General features: G+C 41.6%; 16 protein-coding genes. 11 read left to right on the top strand and 5 right to left on the bottom strand.

What is annotated here, in order from left to right:
- Window positions 1–113: 113 nt before the first annotated feature.
- Window positions 114–1,004, bottom strand: a complete 891-nt coding sequence (locus NDN60_RS02105) for an RluA family pseudouridine synthase (protein ID WP_056948277.1) — start codon at window positions 1,002–1,004, stop codon at window positions 114–116.
- A gap of 155 nt (window positions 1,005–1,159) precedes the next feature.
- On the opposite strand from NDN60_RS02105, the gene NDN60_RS02110 reads away from it, so the two are divergent.
- The 5 genes from NDN60_RS02110 to NDN60_RS02130 all read left to right on the top strand — a co-directional run bounded on the left by NDN60_RS02110 (window position 1,160) and on the right by NDN60_RS02130 (window position 8,609).
- On the top strand, window positions 1,160–3,241 hold the full coding sequence (locus tag NDN60_RS02110; protein ID WP_056948279.1) for a PBP1A family penicillin-binding protein: 2,082 nt from the start codon (window positions 1,160–1,162) through the stop codon (window positions 3,239–3,241).
- 23 nt (window positions 3,242–3,264) lie between these two features.
- Window positions 3,265–3,609, top strand: a complete 345-nt coding sequence (locus NDN60_RS02115; RefSeq protein WP_056948281.1) for a YlbF family regulator — start codon at window positions 3,265–3,267, stop codon at window positions 3,607–3,609.
- A 134-nt stretch (window positions 3,610–3,743) separates the two neighbouring features.
- The gene (locus tag NDN60_RS02120; RefSeq protein WP_056948283.1) at window positions 3,744–4,937 is read left to right on the top strand and encodes a metallophosphoesterase family protein; all 1,194 of its coding nucleotides are present in this window, start codon (window positions 3,744–3,746) and stop codon (window positions 4,935–4,937) included.
- A gap of 2 nt (window positions 4,938–4,939) precedes the next feature.
- Complete coding sequence (locus NDN60_RS02125) at window positions 4,940–7,651, top strand: ATP-binding protein (RefSeq protein WP_056948285.1); 2,712 nt, start codon at window positions 4,940–4,942, stop codon at window positions 7,649–7,651.
- Window positions 7,641–8,609 (top strand): 3'-5' exoribonuclease YhaM family protein, encoded by a 969-nt coding sequence (locus NDN60_RS02130; RefSeq protein WP_011374334.1) that lies wholly within the window; start codon window positions 7,641–7,643, stop codon window positions 8,607–8,609. The genes NDN60_RS02125 and NDN60_RS02130 overlap by 11 nt, the downstream gene beginning before the upstream one ends.
- Before the next feature lie 60 nt (window positions 8,610–8,669).
- On the opposite strand, the gene NDN60_RS02135 is transcribed toward NDN60_RS02130, so the two are convergent.
- The 3 genes from NDN60_RS02135 to NDN60_RS02145 form a co-directional block, all read right to left on the bottom strand.
- Window positions 8,670–9,578, bottom strand: a complete 909-nt coding sequence (locus NDN60_RS02135) for a peptidylprolyl isomerase PrsA (protein WP_049762126.1) — start codon at window positions 9,576–9,578, stop codon at window positions 8,670–8,672.
- A 165-nt stretch (window positions 9,579–9,743) separates the two neighbouring features.
- Complete coding sequence (locus NDN60_RS02140; protein ID WP_011374336.1) at window positions 9,744–10,070, bottom strand: YtxH domain-containing protein; 327 nt, start codon at window positions 10,068–10,070, stop codon at window positions 9,744–9,746.
- Between the two features lie 2 nt (window positions 10,071–10,072).
- Window positions 10,073–10,501: an HIT family protein gene (locus NDN60_RS02145; protein ID WP_011374337.1), complete on the bottom strand. Its 429-nt coding sequence runs from the start codon at window positions 10,499–10,501 to the stop codon at window positions 10,073–10,075.
- A gap of 220 nt (window positions 10,502–10,721) precedes the next feature.
- Here NDN60_RS02145 and NDN60_RS02150 point away from each other — a divergent pair, with 220 nt between their 5' ends.
- The 4 genes from NDN60_RS02150 (at window position 10,722) to trmB (ending at window position 14,425) form a co-directional block, all read left to right on the top strand.
- Complete coding sequence (locus NDN60_RS02150; protein ID WP_056948287.1) at window positions 10,722–11,450, top strand: ABC transporter ATP-binding protein; 729 nt, start codon at window positions 10,722–10,724, stop codon at window positions 11,448–11,450.
- A 2-nt stretch (window positions 11,451–11,452) separates the two neighbouring features.
- Window positions 11,453–12,652 (top strand): ABC transporter permease, encoded by a 1,200-nt coding sequence (locus NDN60_RS02155; RefSeq protein WP_041820776.1) that lies wholly within the window; start codon window positions 11,453–11,455, stop codon window positions 12,650–12,652.
- Between the two features lie 132 nt (window positions 12,653–12,784).
- Window positions 12,785–13,579, top strand: coding sequence for a phosphotransferase family protein (locus NDN60_RS02160; RefSeq protein ID WP_011374340.1), 795 nt, complete (start codon window positions 12,785–12,787; stop codon window positions 13,577–13,579).
- Between the two features lie 204 nt (window positions 13,580–13,783).
- A complete protein-coding gene (gene trmB / locus NDN60_RS02165; protein WP_011374341.1) occupies window positions 13,784–14,425 on the top strand; it encodes a tRNA (guanosine(46)-N7)-methyltransferase TrmB in 642 nt (213 codons plus the stop codon).
- Between the two features lie 71 nt (window positions 14,426–14,496).
- On the opposite strand, the gene NDN60_RS02170 is transcribed toward trmB, so the two are convergent.
- Window positions 14,497–14,823, bottom strand: coding sequence for a hypothetical protein (locus NDN60_RS02170; RefSeq protein WP_011374342.1), 327 nt, complete (start codon window positions 14,821–14,823; stop codon window positions 14,497–14,499).
- 122 nt (window positions 14,824–14,945) lie between these two features.
- On the opposite strand from NDN60_RS02170, the gene NDN60_RS02175 reads away from it, so the two are divergent.
- Together NDN60_RS02175 and ytpR are read left to right on the top strand one after the other, a co-directional pair.
- The gene (locus NDN60_RS02175; RefSeq protein ID WP_011374343.1) at window positions 14,946–15,266 is read left to right on the top strand and encodes a thioredoxin family protein; all 321 of its coding nucleotides are present in this window, start codon (window positions 14,946–14,948) and stop codon (window positions 15,264–15,266) included.
- Window positions 15,267–15,284: 18 nt separating this feature from the next.
- The gene (gene ytpR, locus NDN60_RS02180; protein ID WP_096585258.1) at window positions 15,285–15,914 is read left to right on the top strand and encodes a YtpR family tRNA-binding protein; all 630 of its coding nucleotides are present in this window, start codon (window positions 15,285–15,287) and stop codon (window positions 15,912–15,914) included.
- Window positions 15,915–16,079 lie beyond the last annotated feature (165 nt).

Here is a 16,079-nt window from a genome sequence, read left to right on the forward strand (position 1 = left end):
GCGCTAAAAAAGGGGCCAAGACAAAAGTGAATTTTGTCTTGGCTCCTTTTTTAGATATCCGAATTCTAATCCTTAGGAGATACCCAACTGATGGCACACTTTCTTTTATTTGGTTATGAAAGATAAGGTTCAAATGCATCAGGAACTGGGGCTGTAACGGTTCGGGGTTGATCCGTGTAAGGTTCTGTATACCGCAACGTCTGACCGTGTAGTAAGAGCCGCGGTGTTGTATCGGTTGGGTTATAGAGTGGATCACCTAGAATTGGATGACCAATACTAGCCAAGTGGACGCGAATTTGGTGAGTTCGGCCAGTTTCAAGGTCGACCGCTAATACTGCAGTTGCGCCCTTCCGACTTAAAACGCGGTAGTGGGTAATCGCCGATAAACCGTTGATGTAATCAACACAACGTTGACGATCATTTTCCGGGTCGATACCAATGGGTGAATTAATTGTGGCGTGTTCTGCCAATTCGTGTTCGGGATCATTGACGATAGCAATGTACTGGCGGGCCATCTTTTTTTGACTGAGTTGACGGTTTAAAATTCCGATCACAATCGGCGTTTTGCCAATCAATAAGACGCCGCTAGTGGCTTCGTCAATGCGGTGGACCATGTAGGCCTTTTTGCCTTGTTGGGCGAGATAAAAGGCGACTTGGTTCATTAATGTCCCGTTTTCGCCAGGGCGGTTGGGATGGGTTTTAATACCAGCAGGCTTGTTGACGATCAATAAATCGTCGCTTTCAAATAAAACACTGAATGATTGTGTCGCATCTAGTTCGTAGTTTTGAACTTTGACGGACACTTCTGAAAAATTCAGCGTGATTTCATCGCCAGGTTCTACGTTGCGGTTAAACGCGCGGTATTGTCCGTTGACGAGTATTTCACGATTAATCCGCAAGAAGTGTTGCATTTTTTGCGGCACTAACCAGTGATTGAGAAGTCCGCGGACTGACATCGGACTAAAGTCTGTTTCTAAAGTTACTTTTTTTTGGTAAATTATCATCAGCGTAAACCACCTTCAAGCTACCAGTTTAGCGAATTTAGCACTAAAAGTAAATTTTAAAAGATTATTAATGTCAACGCACTGGCATAAGGGGCGTACTGGAATATGCTACAATATAACAAAGTACGATGTAAATTGATTAAAAGAGGGATTGTATGAATAAGCAGGATTCGCCGATTTGGTTGGCGATTAAACGTTTTTTTAAACGGGCGTGGCGAGTCGTGAAGTATGTTTGGTATCGACTGCAATTAACGCGATGGTTGATTTTGGGCATATTACTTTTAGTATTTTTCATGAGTAGCTACTTAACCTTTAAAGCAAAAACGGCTAACGTTGGGGAAATTAAGGCCAACTTACAAACATCAACAACACTTTATGATAAAAAAGATGCGCGGGCGGGCACCTTATACACCCAAAAAGGGACGTACGTTGAATTAGATAAAATTTCACCTGAGATTCAAAATGCCGTGATTTCGACGGAAGATCGCTCCTTCTATACGAATCCGGGCTTTAGCGTCAAGGGCTTGGCCCGCGCCGCTGTTAACTTAGTGATTCATCATGGTCAGATTACCGGTGGGGGGAGTACGTTGACCCAGCAGCTCGCCAAAAATGCGAAGTTGAGTCAGAAGCAGACTTTTTCACGGAAGTTTGAAGAACTTTTCCTAGCGGTTCAAATTACGAAGACTTACTCTAAAAAAGATATTTTGGCGATGTATTTAAATAATGCCTACTTCGGTAACGGGGTGTGGGGTGTTCAAGATGCTTCTAGACGGTACTTCGGTAAAAACGCTAGCGAATTAGATGCTAGTGAAGCGGCTGTGATTGCTGCTATGCTCCGAAGCCCAAGTTACTATAATCCGGCTGATCATTTGGATAACGCCACATCACGGCGGAATTTAATTCTCGGTCTGATGGTTGATAATGGTAAATTGACTGAGAGTCAAGCCAAGGCAGCCAAGAGTGAAACATTGGTCGTTAAAAATACCTTGGAACAAAACGATAGTTACAAATATCCTTACTACTTTGATGAAGTTGTGAATGAAGCTGTTAAGCGGTTTGGTCTCAAGGAAGAAGATCTTGTTAAAAACGGCTATAAGATTTATACCGCACTCGATCAATCACAACAAAGCAAGATGGAAAATACCTTCGAGCAAAATTGGTTGTTCCCAGACAATGCGGCTGATGGCACCTTAGTGCAAGGGAGCTCAATTGCCATCGATCCGAAAACAGGTGGTGTATCGGCCGTTGTTGGTGGGCGTGGCGATTACACGATTCGCGGTTATAGTCGAATCACTCAGATGAAACGGCAACCGGGTTCGACGATTAAACCGTTGGCCGTTTATACACCAGCGTTAGAAGATGGCTATCACTACGATTCTTCTCTTCAAGATAAGAAGAAGAGTTACGGAACCAATAAATATACGCCAACCAACCCAGACAATGTTTATACCGGTTCGATGCCGATGTATCAAGCGGTGGCTAACAGTACGAATGCGCCTGCTGTTTGGTTGTTAAATCAAATTGGGCTTAAACGCGGCATCAAGTCAGTTGAAGATTTCGGGATCTCAGTCCCTAAGAGTGACCAAAACTTAGCGATGGCCCTTGGTGGTTGGCAAGGAGGGGTTTCACCTTATCAAATGGCGAGTGCTTATACGGCTTTTGCCAATAACGGGGAACTTTCCGAGACCCACTTTATTCGAAAGATTGTGGATGCCAGTGGCGCCGTTATTGTTGATAACACGACACCATCGAAATCCCGGATTATGAGTCAGAAAACCGCTAAGGAAATGACCAGCATGATGTTGGGCGTTTATAATAGCGGGACTGGGCGTTACGCTAAACCAGATGGCTATCAAGTCGCTGGTAAATCCGGTAGTACCGAAGTCCCCGACAGTTACGGTTACGGGACGAAGGATCAATGGTTAATCGGTTATACGCCGGATATTGTGGTCGCGACTTGGATGGGCTACGATAAGACGGATCAAGAACACTTTATGAAAAATACCAGTATCGACGGCCTAGCGCCAATCTTTAAATACGAAATGCAACAGTTGTTACCAACGACGGCCCAAACTAGCTTTGATACGGAAGATGCGCAATCAATGGCTAAAAAAGAAGACGATCAGGATTCTGATAAAGTCGTCAATTCGCTGCAATCGGGAATTAAAGATGGTGTAAATAAAGCGAAAGAAACGGTCAATCAATGGTATAATAACTTGAAAGGTTTTTTTAACTAAATTCATGTAAGGGAGTCACTACTATGACAGTCAACATTTATGATGATGCGAACCAAATGGCAACTAATTTACAAACATTACCACAATTTTTAGGCTTGCAAAATGCTTTTGCAGCACTTAAGAAGGATGATATTGCCTTCACAATGTTCAAGAAATTTCAAACACAACAAATGACTTTACAACAAAAACAAATGCAAGGCGAAGAATTAACGGATGACGAAATCAAAGAAATCCAAGAACTTGCTCAAAAAATCGGTGATATCGATGCCATCAAGAACTTGATGGAACAAGAACGCCAATTAAGCCAATTGATGGATGAATTAAACCAAATCATCTCAAAACCAATTGCTGATATCTACCAAGGCTAAACCGTATTTTTTAAGAGAAGTATCGAGTCGCAAATCGCGAACTCGATGCTTCTTTTTTTAGTGGGAAGGCGCCTTTCTAAGCCTTAGTTGCAATGCTATAATAAGACATATTACTAAAATGGGGGATAACGATCATGAAATTTATTCACGCGGCTGATGCGCATATTGATAGTCCGTTTGTGGGACTAAAAAAAGCGTCAACCAATTTATGGACGACGATTCACGAATCAACTTTTACCGCCTTTGAAAAATTAGTGCAGACTGCCATTGATGAAGCTGTTGATTTTGTTTTATTAGTGGGTGATTCATTTGATCAAGAGGCCCAGAGTTTGCAGGTCCAAAACTTTTTGAAACAACAATTTGAACGCTTAAACGCTGTTGAAATCCCAGTTTATCTCAGTTACGGGAATCATGATTACTGGGATCCCAATCAAATTCATTTCGATTTTCCGAAAAATGTCCATGTTTTTACAACGGCTGTTGAAGCTAAAACACTAACAACTAAAGCGCAAGAAACGGTCACGATTGTTGGTTTTAGTTACGGGCAACGGTGGTTAGCAGCGGATCAAACGACACAATTTCCACCACGAGCTGCCACAACTTATACAATTGGGACTTTGCATGGTAGCCAGAGTACGACCTCTGATGCGGATCATTACGCACCGTTTACGTTAAGTGAACTCAACCAACTACAATATGATTATTGGGCGCTAGGACATATTCATAAACGCCAAATCTTACAAGAACGGCCTTATGTGATTTACCCGGGTAATTTACAAGGTCGGCATAAGAACGAACCTGGTGAAAAGGGTTTTTATTTAGTGACCGCGCAAGCGGGGCAATTCGAGCTTGAATTTAAACCGACGACGGTGATTGAATGGCAACGGCAACGATTTGAAATCCCTGAAAATCCAAGCTTGAATCAATTGCAAGAAGCGTTGAGTCAGCAATTAGCACAGAGTGAAACGGCGAGTTTGGTGGCTTTGGAATTGACGCACGCTGAACGGTTATCGAGTGATTTGATTCAACGTGTCAATAATGGCGAATTACTCGCTTATTTACAAGCAGCCCTCGAGTCTAGTGCTGTCATGCATTGGCCGTACGCGCTTAAACTACAGTTTGCGGCCCAACAACAATTTAGCCAGATTGATCAGGCCTATTGGCAATCGGCGGCTGATAAGATCTTTACGCCAGATTACATCTTGGAAAAGGCCCAACCGCTTCTGAAAGAAAAATTCATCCGAGAAGCACTCGAAGAACCCGATTTTCAAGATGATTTGAAGACCGCGGCCGAAACGATTCTACAAGAAAAGAAGCTGGAGGACTAAGCATGCGGATTAAAACAATTAACATCTTTGGCTTTGGTAAGTGGCACGATCAAACAATTGATTTGCAAACCGATTACCAGGTTTTATACGGTCAAAATGAAGCTGGTAAATCAACCATCACGGCTTTTATCAAAGGCGTTTTGTTTGGTTTTGCAACTGGTAAGCAAAAGTATGAACAATACCTCCCTAAAAGTGGCGCGCAGTATGGTGGCGAGTTAATCGTTGACCACCACGATCGCGAGATTACGATTCGGCGGGTTGCTGGTAAAGCCGGTGGCGAGGTAACCATTATTGATCAGGGCAAGGAGTTTGGTGCGGATTATTTGAACCAATTGATTGCGCCTGCAGACAAAGCCCTCTTTACGCAAATTTTTGAGACCAATCAACAGGATCTAAATCAGATTTTTGGGCTAACTGCCGATGATTTTATGCAACATCTTTTAACGATTGGTGCGGTTGGTAGTCATGAATGGCTCGCTTTTGAAGCTAGCTTAGATAAGGCTAGTCAGCAAATCTATAAACCATCCGGGCGCAAGTGGCCACTTAATAAGGCCTTAAAGCAGTATCCGGAAATCGAACAGGCTGTTAGCCAGGCTAAAGCGGCTAATCAGCAATACGAAAGTAACGACCAACAATTACAACAGGCACTGCAGACGCTGAAGCAAGATCAGGCAGCACTAGCTGAAGTTCAGGGACAAAAAAACCAGCAGCAACAATTACTAGAACGCTGGCCGAAGTATGTAGAATGGCAGGCTTTACAAGCATCCTTAGCGACAACGAAGCCTTTTGACAGCACTTTGTATGCGCAATATCAAAAAATCGAAGAACAACGCCAAGAATCTCAAGCAGCATTAGCGGATGCTCAGCAAGCTGTGGCGACGATTCAAGAAACGCTTGATCAAACGGGTGAATTCCGATTCTATCAAACACACCAAGCTGAAATTGATGGGTTACTGGAGCAATGGTCAACACGGCAAAAGCAAGCGCAACAGTTAGCCTTGCAACAAACCCAGTTGACGCAGTTGACGAGCGAACAAGCGGCATTAGCTGCTAAGTATCAATGGCCGACGACTGAAACATTACCAACTGTTTTAAGCGCCGACCAGCTAGAACAGTTACAAGTTGCCAATACCACCTACGAACAAACGCAAACGACCAACCGCGTTTTAACGGATCAATTAACAACATTGACTGATCAGGTGGCTGAACAAGAACAATTAGTGACCACTTTAGAAACACCCGCGGAAGTTGCTAGTCCAACACCGATGAGCAATATTTGTTTAGGATTAGGGGTTGTTGGTTTATTAGGCATCTTTTTACCGGGGGGCTTGAAAGCAATTGCTTTGTTAGGACTCGGGTTACTTGGTTATGGGTTATATACCAAGTATCAAGGGCAACAAAAACAAACGGCTGATACAACCCAAAAGGCGCAGTGGCAACAAGCACTCGCTAAACTCGATCAGTTACAAGCCGACCTTCAGGAAAAACAAACAGCACTTGCAGATGGGCAACAAGCTTTAAGTACCAGTCAACAACAAGTCGCTACGCTTTTAAGCACGAATGGTTATTCGAACGAAGCAACGGTGACACAAGTCATGAACCAACAAGATGCCTTGGCGCGGATGCAACACTTACAAGCATTAATTGCCCAACAAAGTGCTGAAATTAACGCGAGTCAAGCTGACTTAACTGATTATTTTGAACAGTTTGCGTTTGCGCACGATTGGCTAGGGGCGCTTCAAGGCGAACCACTGCATAATTTGGCGCAAATTGAACAATTTAAGGGCCGGCTTGATCAATTGAAACAAGCTCTCGCGCAGGATAATGAACGTTATGAATATCAACAACAACAAGTGACACGCTTGCAAAGACAAGACCAAGAACGACAAGTGCAACAAGCTGACTTGCTTGAAAAAGCCCAGCTCAAAACGGCCGCTGAACTAGCGCAATGTGCAGCCGCTGAACAGCAACGCCAAGTGCAACAACAACGTCAAACAGATCTTGAACATGAATTGACAAGTTATTTGCCACAATTACAAGCTTTTGAGGACCAAGCAGCCCTCGAAACGGCAATTGCACAATTAACGCAACAAACGGCGACATTAACGGCGGCAATTCAAACACAACAACAGACGATTGCCGAGTTACAAGTTGTTCAACAAAAGTTAGTTGATAGCGATGCTTATCAACGACAAAAGCAAGCACAATTAAACGCTGAAGCCGACATTATCGGTTTAGCACAAGATTGGTTGGCTAAACAATTGGCAATCGATTGGATTCAAGCGACCCTAACAGCAGCTTCACAAGAACGATTCCCACGTTTATTAGCAAAAGCTACGCAATACTTTGCAATTCTAACGCAGAATCGGTATATTGAAATTACTTTCGAAGCGGCAACTTTAACTGTCCTTCGACAAGACCAGGTTCTATTTGAAGTCGGCGAACTTTCACAAGGAACGGCAGAGCAATTATACATTGCATTACGTTTTGCGTTTGCAGAAGAGATTGCCGATGTTGTCTCACTACCATTATTGGTAGATGACGGGTTCGTCAATTTCGATGATCAGCGGCAAGCAGCGGTTTGGCAATTATTGCAAAACCTCAGCGGTGCACATCAAGTCATTTACTTGACGGCTAATCCGCGAACTGAGGCCGCCTTTGGCACGGAACACTGGTTAAACTTAGAGAAGGTAGGGTTAGCAAATGACGACTAAAAAGCTATTTGATTACCAAAATGATGAAAACTTAGCGCTATTTGTTTTAATTAAAGCAGCGGATGTCAGAGTTGCTAAAAACGGCAAGCAATTTATTGCCTTCACATTCCAAGATCAATCCGGACAAATTAGTGGTAAGTATTGGGATGCTTCTGATGAAGATGTGGCCTTATTTACACCGGGGAAGATTATTCATCTCCAAGGTAAACGGGAACTTTATCAAAGTAATCCACAAATTAAGATCTATAAACTTCGGTTAGCGACTGAAGAGGAACCACAGGTCATTGAACAATTTATCCAAAAAGCACCGGTACAAACGGCCGATATGGAAGAAGAAATTAGCCAAGTGCTTTTTGAAATTACCAATCCTAATTGGCAACGATTGGTGCGCCACTTGATTCAAAAGCATCAAGCGGACTTCTTCAGTTTTCCAGCGGCCAAGACTAACCACCACGCTTTTGCGGGCGGGCTAGCCTACCATACGTTATCGATGTTGCGACTAGCTAAAACAATTGCCGCCCAATACCCACAAATTGATGCGGCGTTATTGTATTCAGGGGTCTTGTTGCACGATTTAGGTAAGACGCTTGAATTATCGGGGCCGGTTTCAACGGAATACACAGTGCGCGGGAATTTAATCGGGCACATTGTGTTAGTTGATGAAGAAATCGTTAAGGCTTGTGAGACGCTAAAAATCGACATCAATAGTGAAGATATGTTAGTGCTGAGACATGTTGTCTTAGCTCATCACGGTTTAATGGAATATGGTTCACCAGTGCGACCACAAATTTTGGAAGCAGAAGTACTCCATCAAATCGATGAAATGGATGCTAGCATTACGATGATGACTCAATCCTTGCAACATGCAGAAGCGGGGCAGTATACTGAACGGCTCTTTGCAATGGATGGACGTCATTTCTACCGACCCGTTAACGATCAACAATTAACGCAGGATTAATTAAAAAAAGAGCCTCAACCAAACAGTAATCTGTTTGATTGAGGCTCTTTTTAGATGTGCTTATTTTGATGATGATTTAGCTGATGATTTTTTAGCGTTAACGCCGTAGCTTGAAAGGATATCTGATAAATCTTTATCCTTGATTGTTACGTCGGCTTTCTTAAGAACCTTCGTGTAAACCTTAGCCATCACTGTTTGATCATTAGCCCACTTAGCATAAACTTGGTCAGTTAATGTCTTCTTGTGATCAGCCATCTTACCTTTACCAGGGTTCTTGATCATGCGGATAACGTGGTAACCATATGATGTCTTAACAGGTGTTGTTGTGTATTCGTTTGTCTTCAACTTGAAGGCAGCTGTTTTGAATGTTGGATCTAATGATGTATCTGTGCTATCAAAGACAGGTAATTTACCGCCGTCTTTCTTAGTACCAGTATCTGTTGAGTACTTCTTAGCTAAAGCAGTGAAGTTTTTAGTTGAGTTGTCTTTCTTAAGTTCAGAAATAACTGTTTCAGCAGTATCTTTCTTTTCAACTAAGATATGTTGTACTTCAACTTTTGGTTCGTATGTTTTCCATTGTTTCTTCAAATCAGCGTTTGTAACTTTTTTGTTAGCTTTTAAAGCAGCGTTAGCTAACATTTGAGTTGTGATTTGGTTTTTGAATGAAGAGGTTGTTAAACCACTTTGTGCAAGTACTGAAGTGAAAGATGAACCGTATTGTTTCTTGTAAGTATTGTAAGTCTTGTCGATTTTCTTAGTAAGACTCTTGCTACCATATTGTTCTTGAAGTGCTTTTTGCAAGATCATTTGTTGTACTTGTTGCTTGCCGGCAGAAGTTTCCTTAATTTCTTTGTAGAATTCGTCTTGAGTGACTTTACCACCCTTAAGAGTTGCGATAGTGTTGCTTCCACAACCTGCTAATGTAACTACCATTAATAGACTGGCAGCGGCTAATAGCCATTTTTTCATCATATGACACATCCTTATAAATTATTGTAAATACGATTAATACCGTGAATTCATCAATTAATATAACACATGAACCCGCTGAATTAAATCCGAGAGCGAAAATTTCACAGAACCTTCAAATTTAGCTTTTTTATGAATACGTCCGTGAAAGGTTGATAAACTGCGTTATAGCGCCTTTAAATCGTCCGTAAGACGTTTGATTGATTCTGAAATTTGTGCAACCCGGGGTTGAGCTTCAAACGAAAAAGTTTGAACAGCATCGCTGATATCAGCGAGTGAATCAACAGCTGTTGTTTTGATTTCGTTAGACAGTTGACCGGCCGTGTTTTGTAAATCTACAGCGTTACTTTGAACAGTTTGTGCTTGCATGGTAACGTCGGTTAAATAATGGCTGATTGCTTGTTGACGTTCTAAGCCCGTTTTTTTAGCGGTTAGTAACGCATAGGTTGTGCCAAGAAGGCCACCAATCAGTAATCCTTTTGAAAATGACATCGTTAAGCCTCCAATTGTTGCTTAATCGCGTCAGCAATCGTTTGTAACTTCTCTGGTGTATAATCCGCTGAGTTATCAGCAAATTGCATTGAGAAGCCGTCTGCTGCCGTGTAACGAGGGAGTAGGTGGATATGAGAATGGAAAACGGATTGGTAAGCAACCTCACCGTTATTATTACAAATATTCATCCCTTTAATCGCGGGATTGCTGGCCTTGATTGCATTCGCAATCTTGGGTACTCGGCTGAAAACCGCAGCAGCTAAGTCGGCGTCATATTCGAAAATATTGGCAACATGTTGCTTTGGAATGACCAAGGTGTGACCGGGTGTGGTCTGGGTGATATCGAGAAATGCTTTGACAACATCATCTTCATAGACGACAGTGCTCGGAATTTCTTGACGAACAATTTTACAAAAAATACAATCATCCATATAATTAAATACCTACTTTCTATAAGATTGTGGCGCTGTATACGGTTAATGCTATCATAATAACGCGTTTTCTGCTACTAAATCACGGTCAATTGAGTGAATCGTTCGTTAAAAATGAAAGGGTTTGTTAAAATTAATAATTGATGATAAACTTCGTGTTAAGTGTTTGTCAGAAAAGGGTATCAACTAATTTTTAATTTAAATGAATGAGGCAAGTTAAATGAGTTTAGAAATTAACCAATTAACGGGTGGTTACGCCCACGTACCAGTGCTCCAAGAAGTAAGTTTTACGGTTCCCAATCAACAGGTTGTCGGCTTGATTGGCTTAAACGGGGCTGGTAAATCAACGACCATTAAACATATTATCGGATTATTAACACCGCAAAAGGGCACGATTACGCTTAATGGCGTCACGTTGCAATCTAATCCGGATCAATACCGCCAAAGCATGGCTTACGTGCCGGAAACGCCAGTCCTTTATCCCGAGTTAACATTACGAGAACATCTGGAACTAACTATGATGGCTTACGACTTAGATTTCGAGATGACTTGGGCCAAAGCAATGGTGTTATTGAAGAAGTTCCGACTCGACAATAAGCTGGACTGGTTCCCAGTTCATTTTTCAAAAGGGATGCGTCAAAAAGTGATGATCGTCAACGCTTTTATGACTGACGCCGATTTATTCATCATTGATGAACCTTTTACAGGTCTTGATCCACTCGCCATTCACGATTTATTGGACATTATTGCTGATAAAAAGGCGGCGGGGGCGGCTATTTTGATGTCGACCCATATTTTGGCCACGGCGCAACAATACGCCGATTCTTTTGTCCTATTGAATCAAGGCAAGGTCCGAACAACTGGGACGCTTGAAGAACTGAAAGCAGAATTTAACATGGCAGATGCAAACTTAGATGATATCTATTTGCAAATGACGAAAGAAGGTTAATGATGCGACAGTTATGGCAAAAACGTGTTCGGCAACATATTCAAGAACAAGTTAAATATCTCAAACTGGTTTTTAACGACCATTTCGTCTTAGCTTTAATTTTCCTATTGGGTGCATTAGGCTATACGTATGCTAATGCCGTCAAAGGGCTGGATCCACAAGCGTGGTGGCTTAAATTGCTATTGAGTCTCGTCTTATTAGCGGCAGTTAGCTTTGGGCGCTTTGCAACATTACTTAAAGAAGCGGATAGCGTTTTCTTATTACCTAAGGAAAGTGATTTACCTGTTTATTTAAAAGCGGCGCGGGGTTACAGTGCCTGGCTCCCGGTAATTTTTACCGGGCTAGTAACGGGATTAATTGCACCAACCCTGCTGATTACTAAATCCGTACCGAGCTGGCAATTACTCCTAGTTTGGGCCACATTAATCGCGATCAAAGATCGCCGCTTTTCAAATCAATTATTGAATTGGTACCAGATAGATGCCAAGTTACCTAAGATTGTTTGGTTACTAGTTGATTGGTTGTTAATTGGTAGTCAACTCTTTAGCGGCTTGGCAATCGCTGGGGTTTTAATCGCAATTGGCTTGGCTTATTATCAACGACGTCAATTGACAACTATTCAACAGACAACATTGTTTGATTGGTTGGCAGCGGTCAGCGCAGAAGATTCTAGAATGGGGCGTATTTATCGCTTATACAACCTCTTTACAGATGTACCGGGGTTAAATAGCCAGGTCAAACGGCGCCGTTACTTAGATTGGCTATTGCCAGTTGCTAAGCGTAGTGGTAATCCATATTTGTATCTCTACACACGTGGTTTTATTCGCGGGACCGAGTTTAGCGGATTATACGTTCGCCTAGTGGTTTTAGGAGGCATCATTCTATGTTTCAGCCATCTGTGGTGGTTGAGCTTAGCACTAGGTTTGTTATTAATCTACTTAGTCGGCTTCCAGTTGCTACCGTTTTATACTCAATATGAACAAATTATTTTTACCCATCTATATCCGATTGCTAAGCAAGCTCGCGTGAAAGCTTTCCAACAACTGTTATTAGGTTTATTATTGTGCCAAGCCATCTTGTTTAGCGTGATACTGCTAGTGACGATGGGCTTGGACCTCCAAGCTGGGTTAAGTGTTCTGGCGTTATTCGCCTTAGTTGGTGTTTTTGTTCAGTTCTATTTACCACAACGATTAGTTAAATAATCCCGAATTCAAAGGGGTGCCTACTTGACGTAGCACGTGTGCTTATTATATGATACTGGTAGTTAAAAATCAGTTGAAGCAACGCGGTGCCACGGGGTAGGCACCTTATTTTATTGTAAAGGAGTCGGGTGGATGAATTTCGACTTAGATACCGGTTGGCAAGTACGTTCAGCTGGTGGTGATACGGGTGCCGCTTATTTAGGCGTCCGTGCATCAGAGAAGATATTTTTAAAACGAAATACGTCGCCATTTCTAGCGGCTCTTTCTGCAGAAGGCATTACACCACGTTTAATCTGGACCAAACGGATTTCAAGCGGTGATGTGTTAACCGCACAAGAATGGCTAAATGGTCGTACGCTCAAGCGTGATGAGATGAATAGTCCGCAAGTTGCCAAGTTATTGGCGCGGGTTCATCAATCTCATCTATTAAAGCGCATGTTACAAAAGGTTGGGGGTCAGGTCTGGCAAGCACCAGAGATGTTGCAAACCTACTTCTATGATTTACCGCAAGATTTGCGGCAACATCCTTTTTTAGCACAAACGAGTCAGTATTTAAAAGACACGATGTCAGCATTACAAACACCTTCTTTAGAGGTGTGTCACGGCGATTTAAGTCATAAGAATTGGTTGTTATCTGATATCAATCGTTTGTACCTAGTCGATTGGGATTCAGCAATGTTAGCTGATCCAGCTGTCGATTTCGGAATGATTTTATTTCAATATGTTCCACGTCAAGAATGGCAAGAGTGGCTTGAAAACTATGGTTTAGAGGTAACGCCTGAATTATTGATGCGCGTTAACTGGTACGGTAGTTTGAACCTACTCCAAAGCATTAAGCACCATTATCAACGTGGTCGTTTTACTGAAATGAACCATGACATATTGCGTTTAGAAGAAGTTCTTTCTGAAATAATTAAAAAAAATTAAATGCCAAAGAGTGTGCCAACAGGTGTTAATATTCTGAGGATTAGCATAGTCTGGTGAATGGCCAACTTGTTGGTTATTTGCTAGACGTCGCTAAACGCAGGAATATGCCTGCTGGCACACGTTTATCCTAATCAGATTGCGGGGCCGAGACAAAATGACTTTTGTCCCAGCCTCTTTTAATTGGCAGCAAATGAGGAGTTTATTATGCGTTTAAGAAACAAACCTTGGGCAGCGGATTTGATCGCTGAAAACCCAGACATGATTTTGGTGAGCCCAGAAAATATTGCCAGTAACTGGCAAAGTCGTTTTGCCAAGGAACAACCAATCTATATCGAAGTTGGTTCAGGTAAAGGGCAATTCATTACTCAAATGGCTCAAAAATACCCAGACCGCAACTTCATCGCGGTTGAAATTCAAGAATCAGCGATTGCCGTTATTTTGCAAAAACAAGTTGAATTAAAACTCCCTAATCTTCAATTATTGTTAGGGAACGGCGCAGCATTGACAACTTTCTTCGCCGAAAACGAAGTCGCAGGGGTTTACTTAAACTTCTCTGATCCATGGCCTAAAACGCGTCATGAAAAACGACGCTTAACTTATAAGTCATTCTTGGCTGAATACCAACAAATTATGCAACCAACAGGTTATTTACGTTTCAAGACCGATAACCAAGGCTTGTTTGAATACTCATTAGCCAGTTTAAATGCATATGGGATGGTTTTTGACGATATTTCACTTGATTTACACAACAGTGATTTAGCAGAAGACAATATCCAAACAGAATACGAAGAAAAATTCAGCAAGCGCGGTCAAGTCATTTACAGATTAGAAGCGCACTACAAATAGCGTGTTTTTTAAAATAACCGCTCAAGCCAAATAAAAACACTTACCAATTTCGGTAAGTGTTTTTATTTATTTTAAAGTTGTGAAAACTCAATGACAACCCCCGTTTTAGCATCAACTTTGAAGTGAAATTGATTTGTGCCTTCATCACGTTCGCAGATGATACCGCCTTGATAAACCGGGAAAGTCCGTTTGTTTTGTGAAAATAGGTGAGGACTTTCTTCAATCCATGAGCCGACGATTTGCCCTTCATGACGAAGGCTTGCTTTGACATCTTCTAAAATCTTGTCGAGCTTAACCATCTTTTGTTGGGTTTTATATTGTCTGGTGCCGGCTGCTGCCGCAACGGCTAGTCCGAAACCAGTTAAGAGATATTTTAACGTTTGACTATTTTTTTTCAAAAAAAAACTCCTCAGTAAATTTATCTTTAAATAGTATAGCACACTTTTTTGAGGAACAAGAGTGGACATTTGACCACAAACCGCTTATATTAAAACGAGTAGTTAAATTGAAGGGGTGCATAATGAAAGAATTCGCAAAGATGGCAGAAACAAATCTAACCCATCTCATTACCAAAGGAAAACATGTCTTATTTTTTACAGCAACGTGGTGTAGCGATTGCCGGTTTATTAAACCCGCAATGCCCGAAATCGAAGCTGAATTCCCAGAATATGAATTTATCGAAATTGATCGTGATCAATACATCGATATTTGTGAAGAATGGGAAATCTTCGGTATTCCAAGCTTTGTTGTGATTGATAATGGCCGTGAAGTTGGTCGTTTTGTGAATAAGGACCGGAAGACAAAACGTGAAATTTCAGAATTTATCCACTCATTAAGTTAATTTTAAAGGAGTCATAAAATGCTAATTGCAAGTATGAACCAAAAATCTTTTCCAAATATTCTCGTTGTGATGACCCAACCAGATGTTGCTAATCAAGTAACGACTGAGAAACAATCAATTGTCAGAATTAGCGACCAAGCAGATCAGACAATTGGCTATAACTTTTTAGCAATCGATCAATTATTACCTGAATTACAATTTAACGGGGTCCAAGCCCTCAGTGTTGCGGATGTCGCAACTTTAAATCAAGCACTTGAAGCTGCTGGCTTCACACCTGATTTAGTTGCTGATGAAACACCCCACATCGTGGTTGGTTATGTACAGGAATGTGTGGTTCATCCAGATTCAGATCATATGCACGTGACACAAACGCAAATTGCACCTGATCAAACGGTTCAAATCGTTTGTGGGGCTGCTAACATTGCTCAAGGTCAAAAAGTGATTGTCGCAACAGTTGGCGCAGTGATGCCAGAAGGTAAAATCATCTGGCCTGGTCAATTACGTGGCGTTCAAAGCGACGGTATGATTTGTGCTGCTCGTGAAATTGGCGTTGAAGGTGCACCTGCTAAAGGCATTATGGTCTTACCAGATGATTGGGAAGTCGGCCAAGCAGTGACGGCTGATGCAGTTGCCGCACTATTAAAATAAATAAGTAACTTACGAATTTGTTATGGGCTTATTAAAAATAAAATAGTATGATAGTAAATAACAATTAATTAGTTAACACCGTCTAATTAATTGTTATTTAGTTTTTAAATTTTTCTGAAAATAATTAATTAAAAGTCTAATAAGTATTGTTTAGATATCGGACTA

This window comes from Latilactobacillus sp., from assembly GCF_033176295.1.
Classification (GTDB): Bacteria; Bacillota; Bacilli; order Lactobacillales; family Lactobacillaceae; genus Latilactobacillus; species Latilactobacillus sakei.

What these genes read in the sequence shown, in the direction of transcription:
- NDN60_RS02105 (WP_056948277.1), bottom strand. Translation starts at nt 1,004, where the DNA reads ATGATAATTTACCAAAAAAAAGTAACTTTAGAAACAGACTTTAGTCCG.
- NDN60_RS02110 (WP_056948279.1), top strand. Translation starts at nt 1,160, where the DNA reads ATGAATAAGCAGGATTCGCCGATTTGGTTGGCGATTAAACGTTTTTTT.
- NDN60_RS02115 (WP_056948281.1), top strand. Translation starts at nt 3,265, where the DNA reads ATGACAGTCAACATTTATGATGATGCGAACCAAATGGCAACTAATTTA.
- NDN60_RS02120 (WP_056948283.1), top strand. Translation starts at nt 3,744, where the DNA reads ATGAAATTTATTCACGCGGCTGATGCGCATATTGATAGTCCGTTTGTG.
- NDN60_RS02125 (WP_056948285.1), top strand. Translation starts at nt 4,940, where the DNA reads ATGCGGATTAAAACAATTAACATCTTTGGCTTTGGTAAGTGGCACGAT.
- NDN60_RS02130 (WP_011374334.1), top strand. Translation starts at nt 7,641, where the DNA reads ATGACGACTAAAAAGCTATTTGATTACCAAAATGATGAAAACTTAGCG.
- NDN60_RS02135 (WP_049762126.1), bottom strand. Translation starts at nt 9,578, where the DNA reads ATGAAAAAATGGCTATTAGCCGCTGCCAGTCTATTAATGGTAGTTACA.
- NDN60_RS02140 (WP_011374336.1), bottom strand. Translation starts at nt 10,070, where the DNA reads ATGTCATTTTCAAAAGGATTACTGATTGGTGGCCTTCTTGGCACAACC.
- NDN60_RS02145 (WP_011374337.1), bottom strand. Translation starts at nt 10,501, where the DNA reads ATGGATGATTGTATTTTTTGTAAAATTGTTCGTCAAGAAATTCCGAGC.
- NDN60_RS02150 (WP_056948287.1), top strand. Translation starts at nt 10,722, where the DNA reads ATGAGTTTAGAAATTAACCAATTAACGGGTGGTTACGCCCACGTACCA.
- NDN60_RS02155 (WP_041820776.1), top strand. Translation starts at nt 11,453, where the DNA reads ATGCGACAGTTATGGCAAAAACGTGTTCGGCAACATATTCAAGAACAA.
- NDN60_RS02160 (WP_011374340.1), top strand. Translation starts at nt 12,785, where the DNA reads ATGAATTTCGACTTAGATACCGGTTGGCAAGTACGTTCAGCTGGTGGT.
- trmB (WP_011374341.1), top strand. Translation starts at nt 13,784, where the DNA reads ATGCGTTTAAGAAACAAACCTTGGGCAGCGGATTTGATCGCTGAAAAC.
- NDN60_RS02175 (WP_011374343.1), top strand. Translation starts at nt 14,946, where the DNA reads ATGAAAGAATTCGCAAAGATGGCAGAAACAAATCTAACCCATCTCATT.
- ytpR (WP_096585258.1), top strand. Translation starts at nt 15,285, where the DNA reads ATGCTAATTGCAAGTATGAACCAAAAATCTTTTCCAAATATTCTCGTT.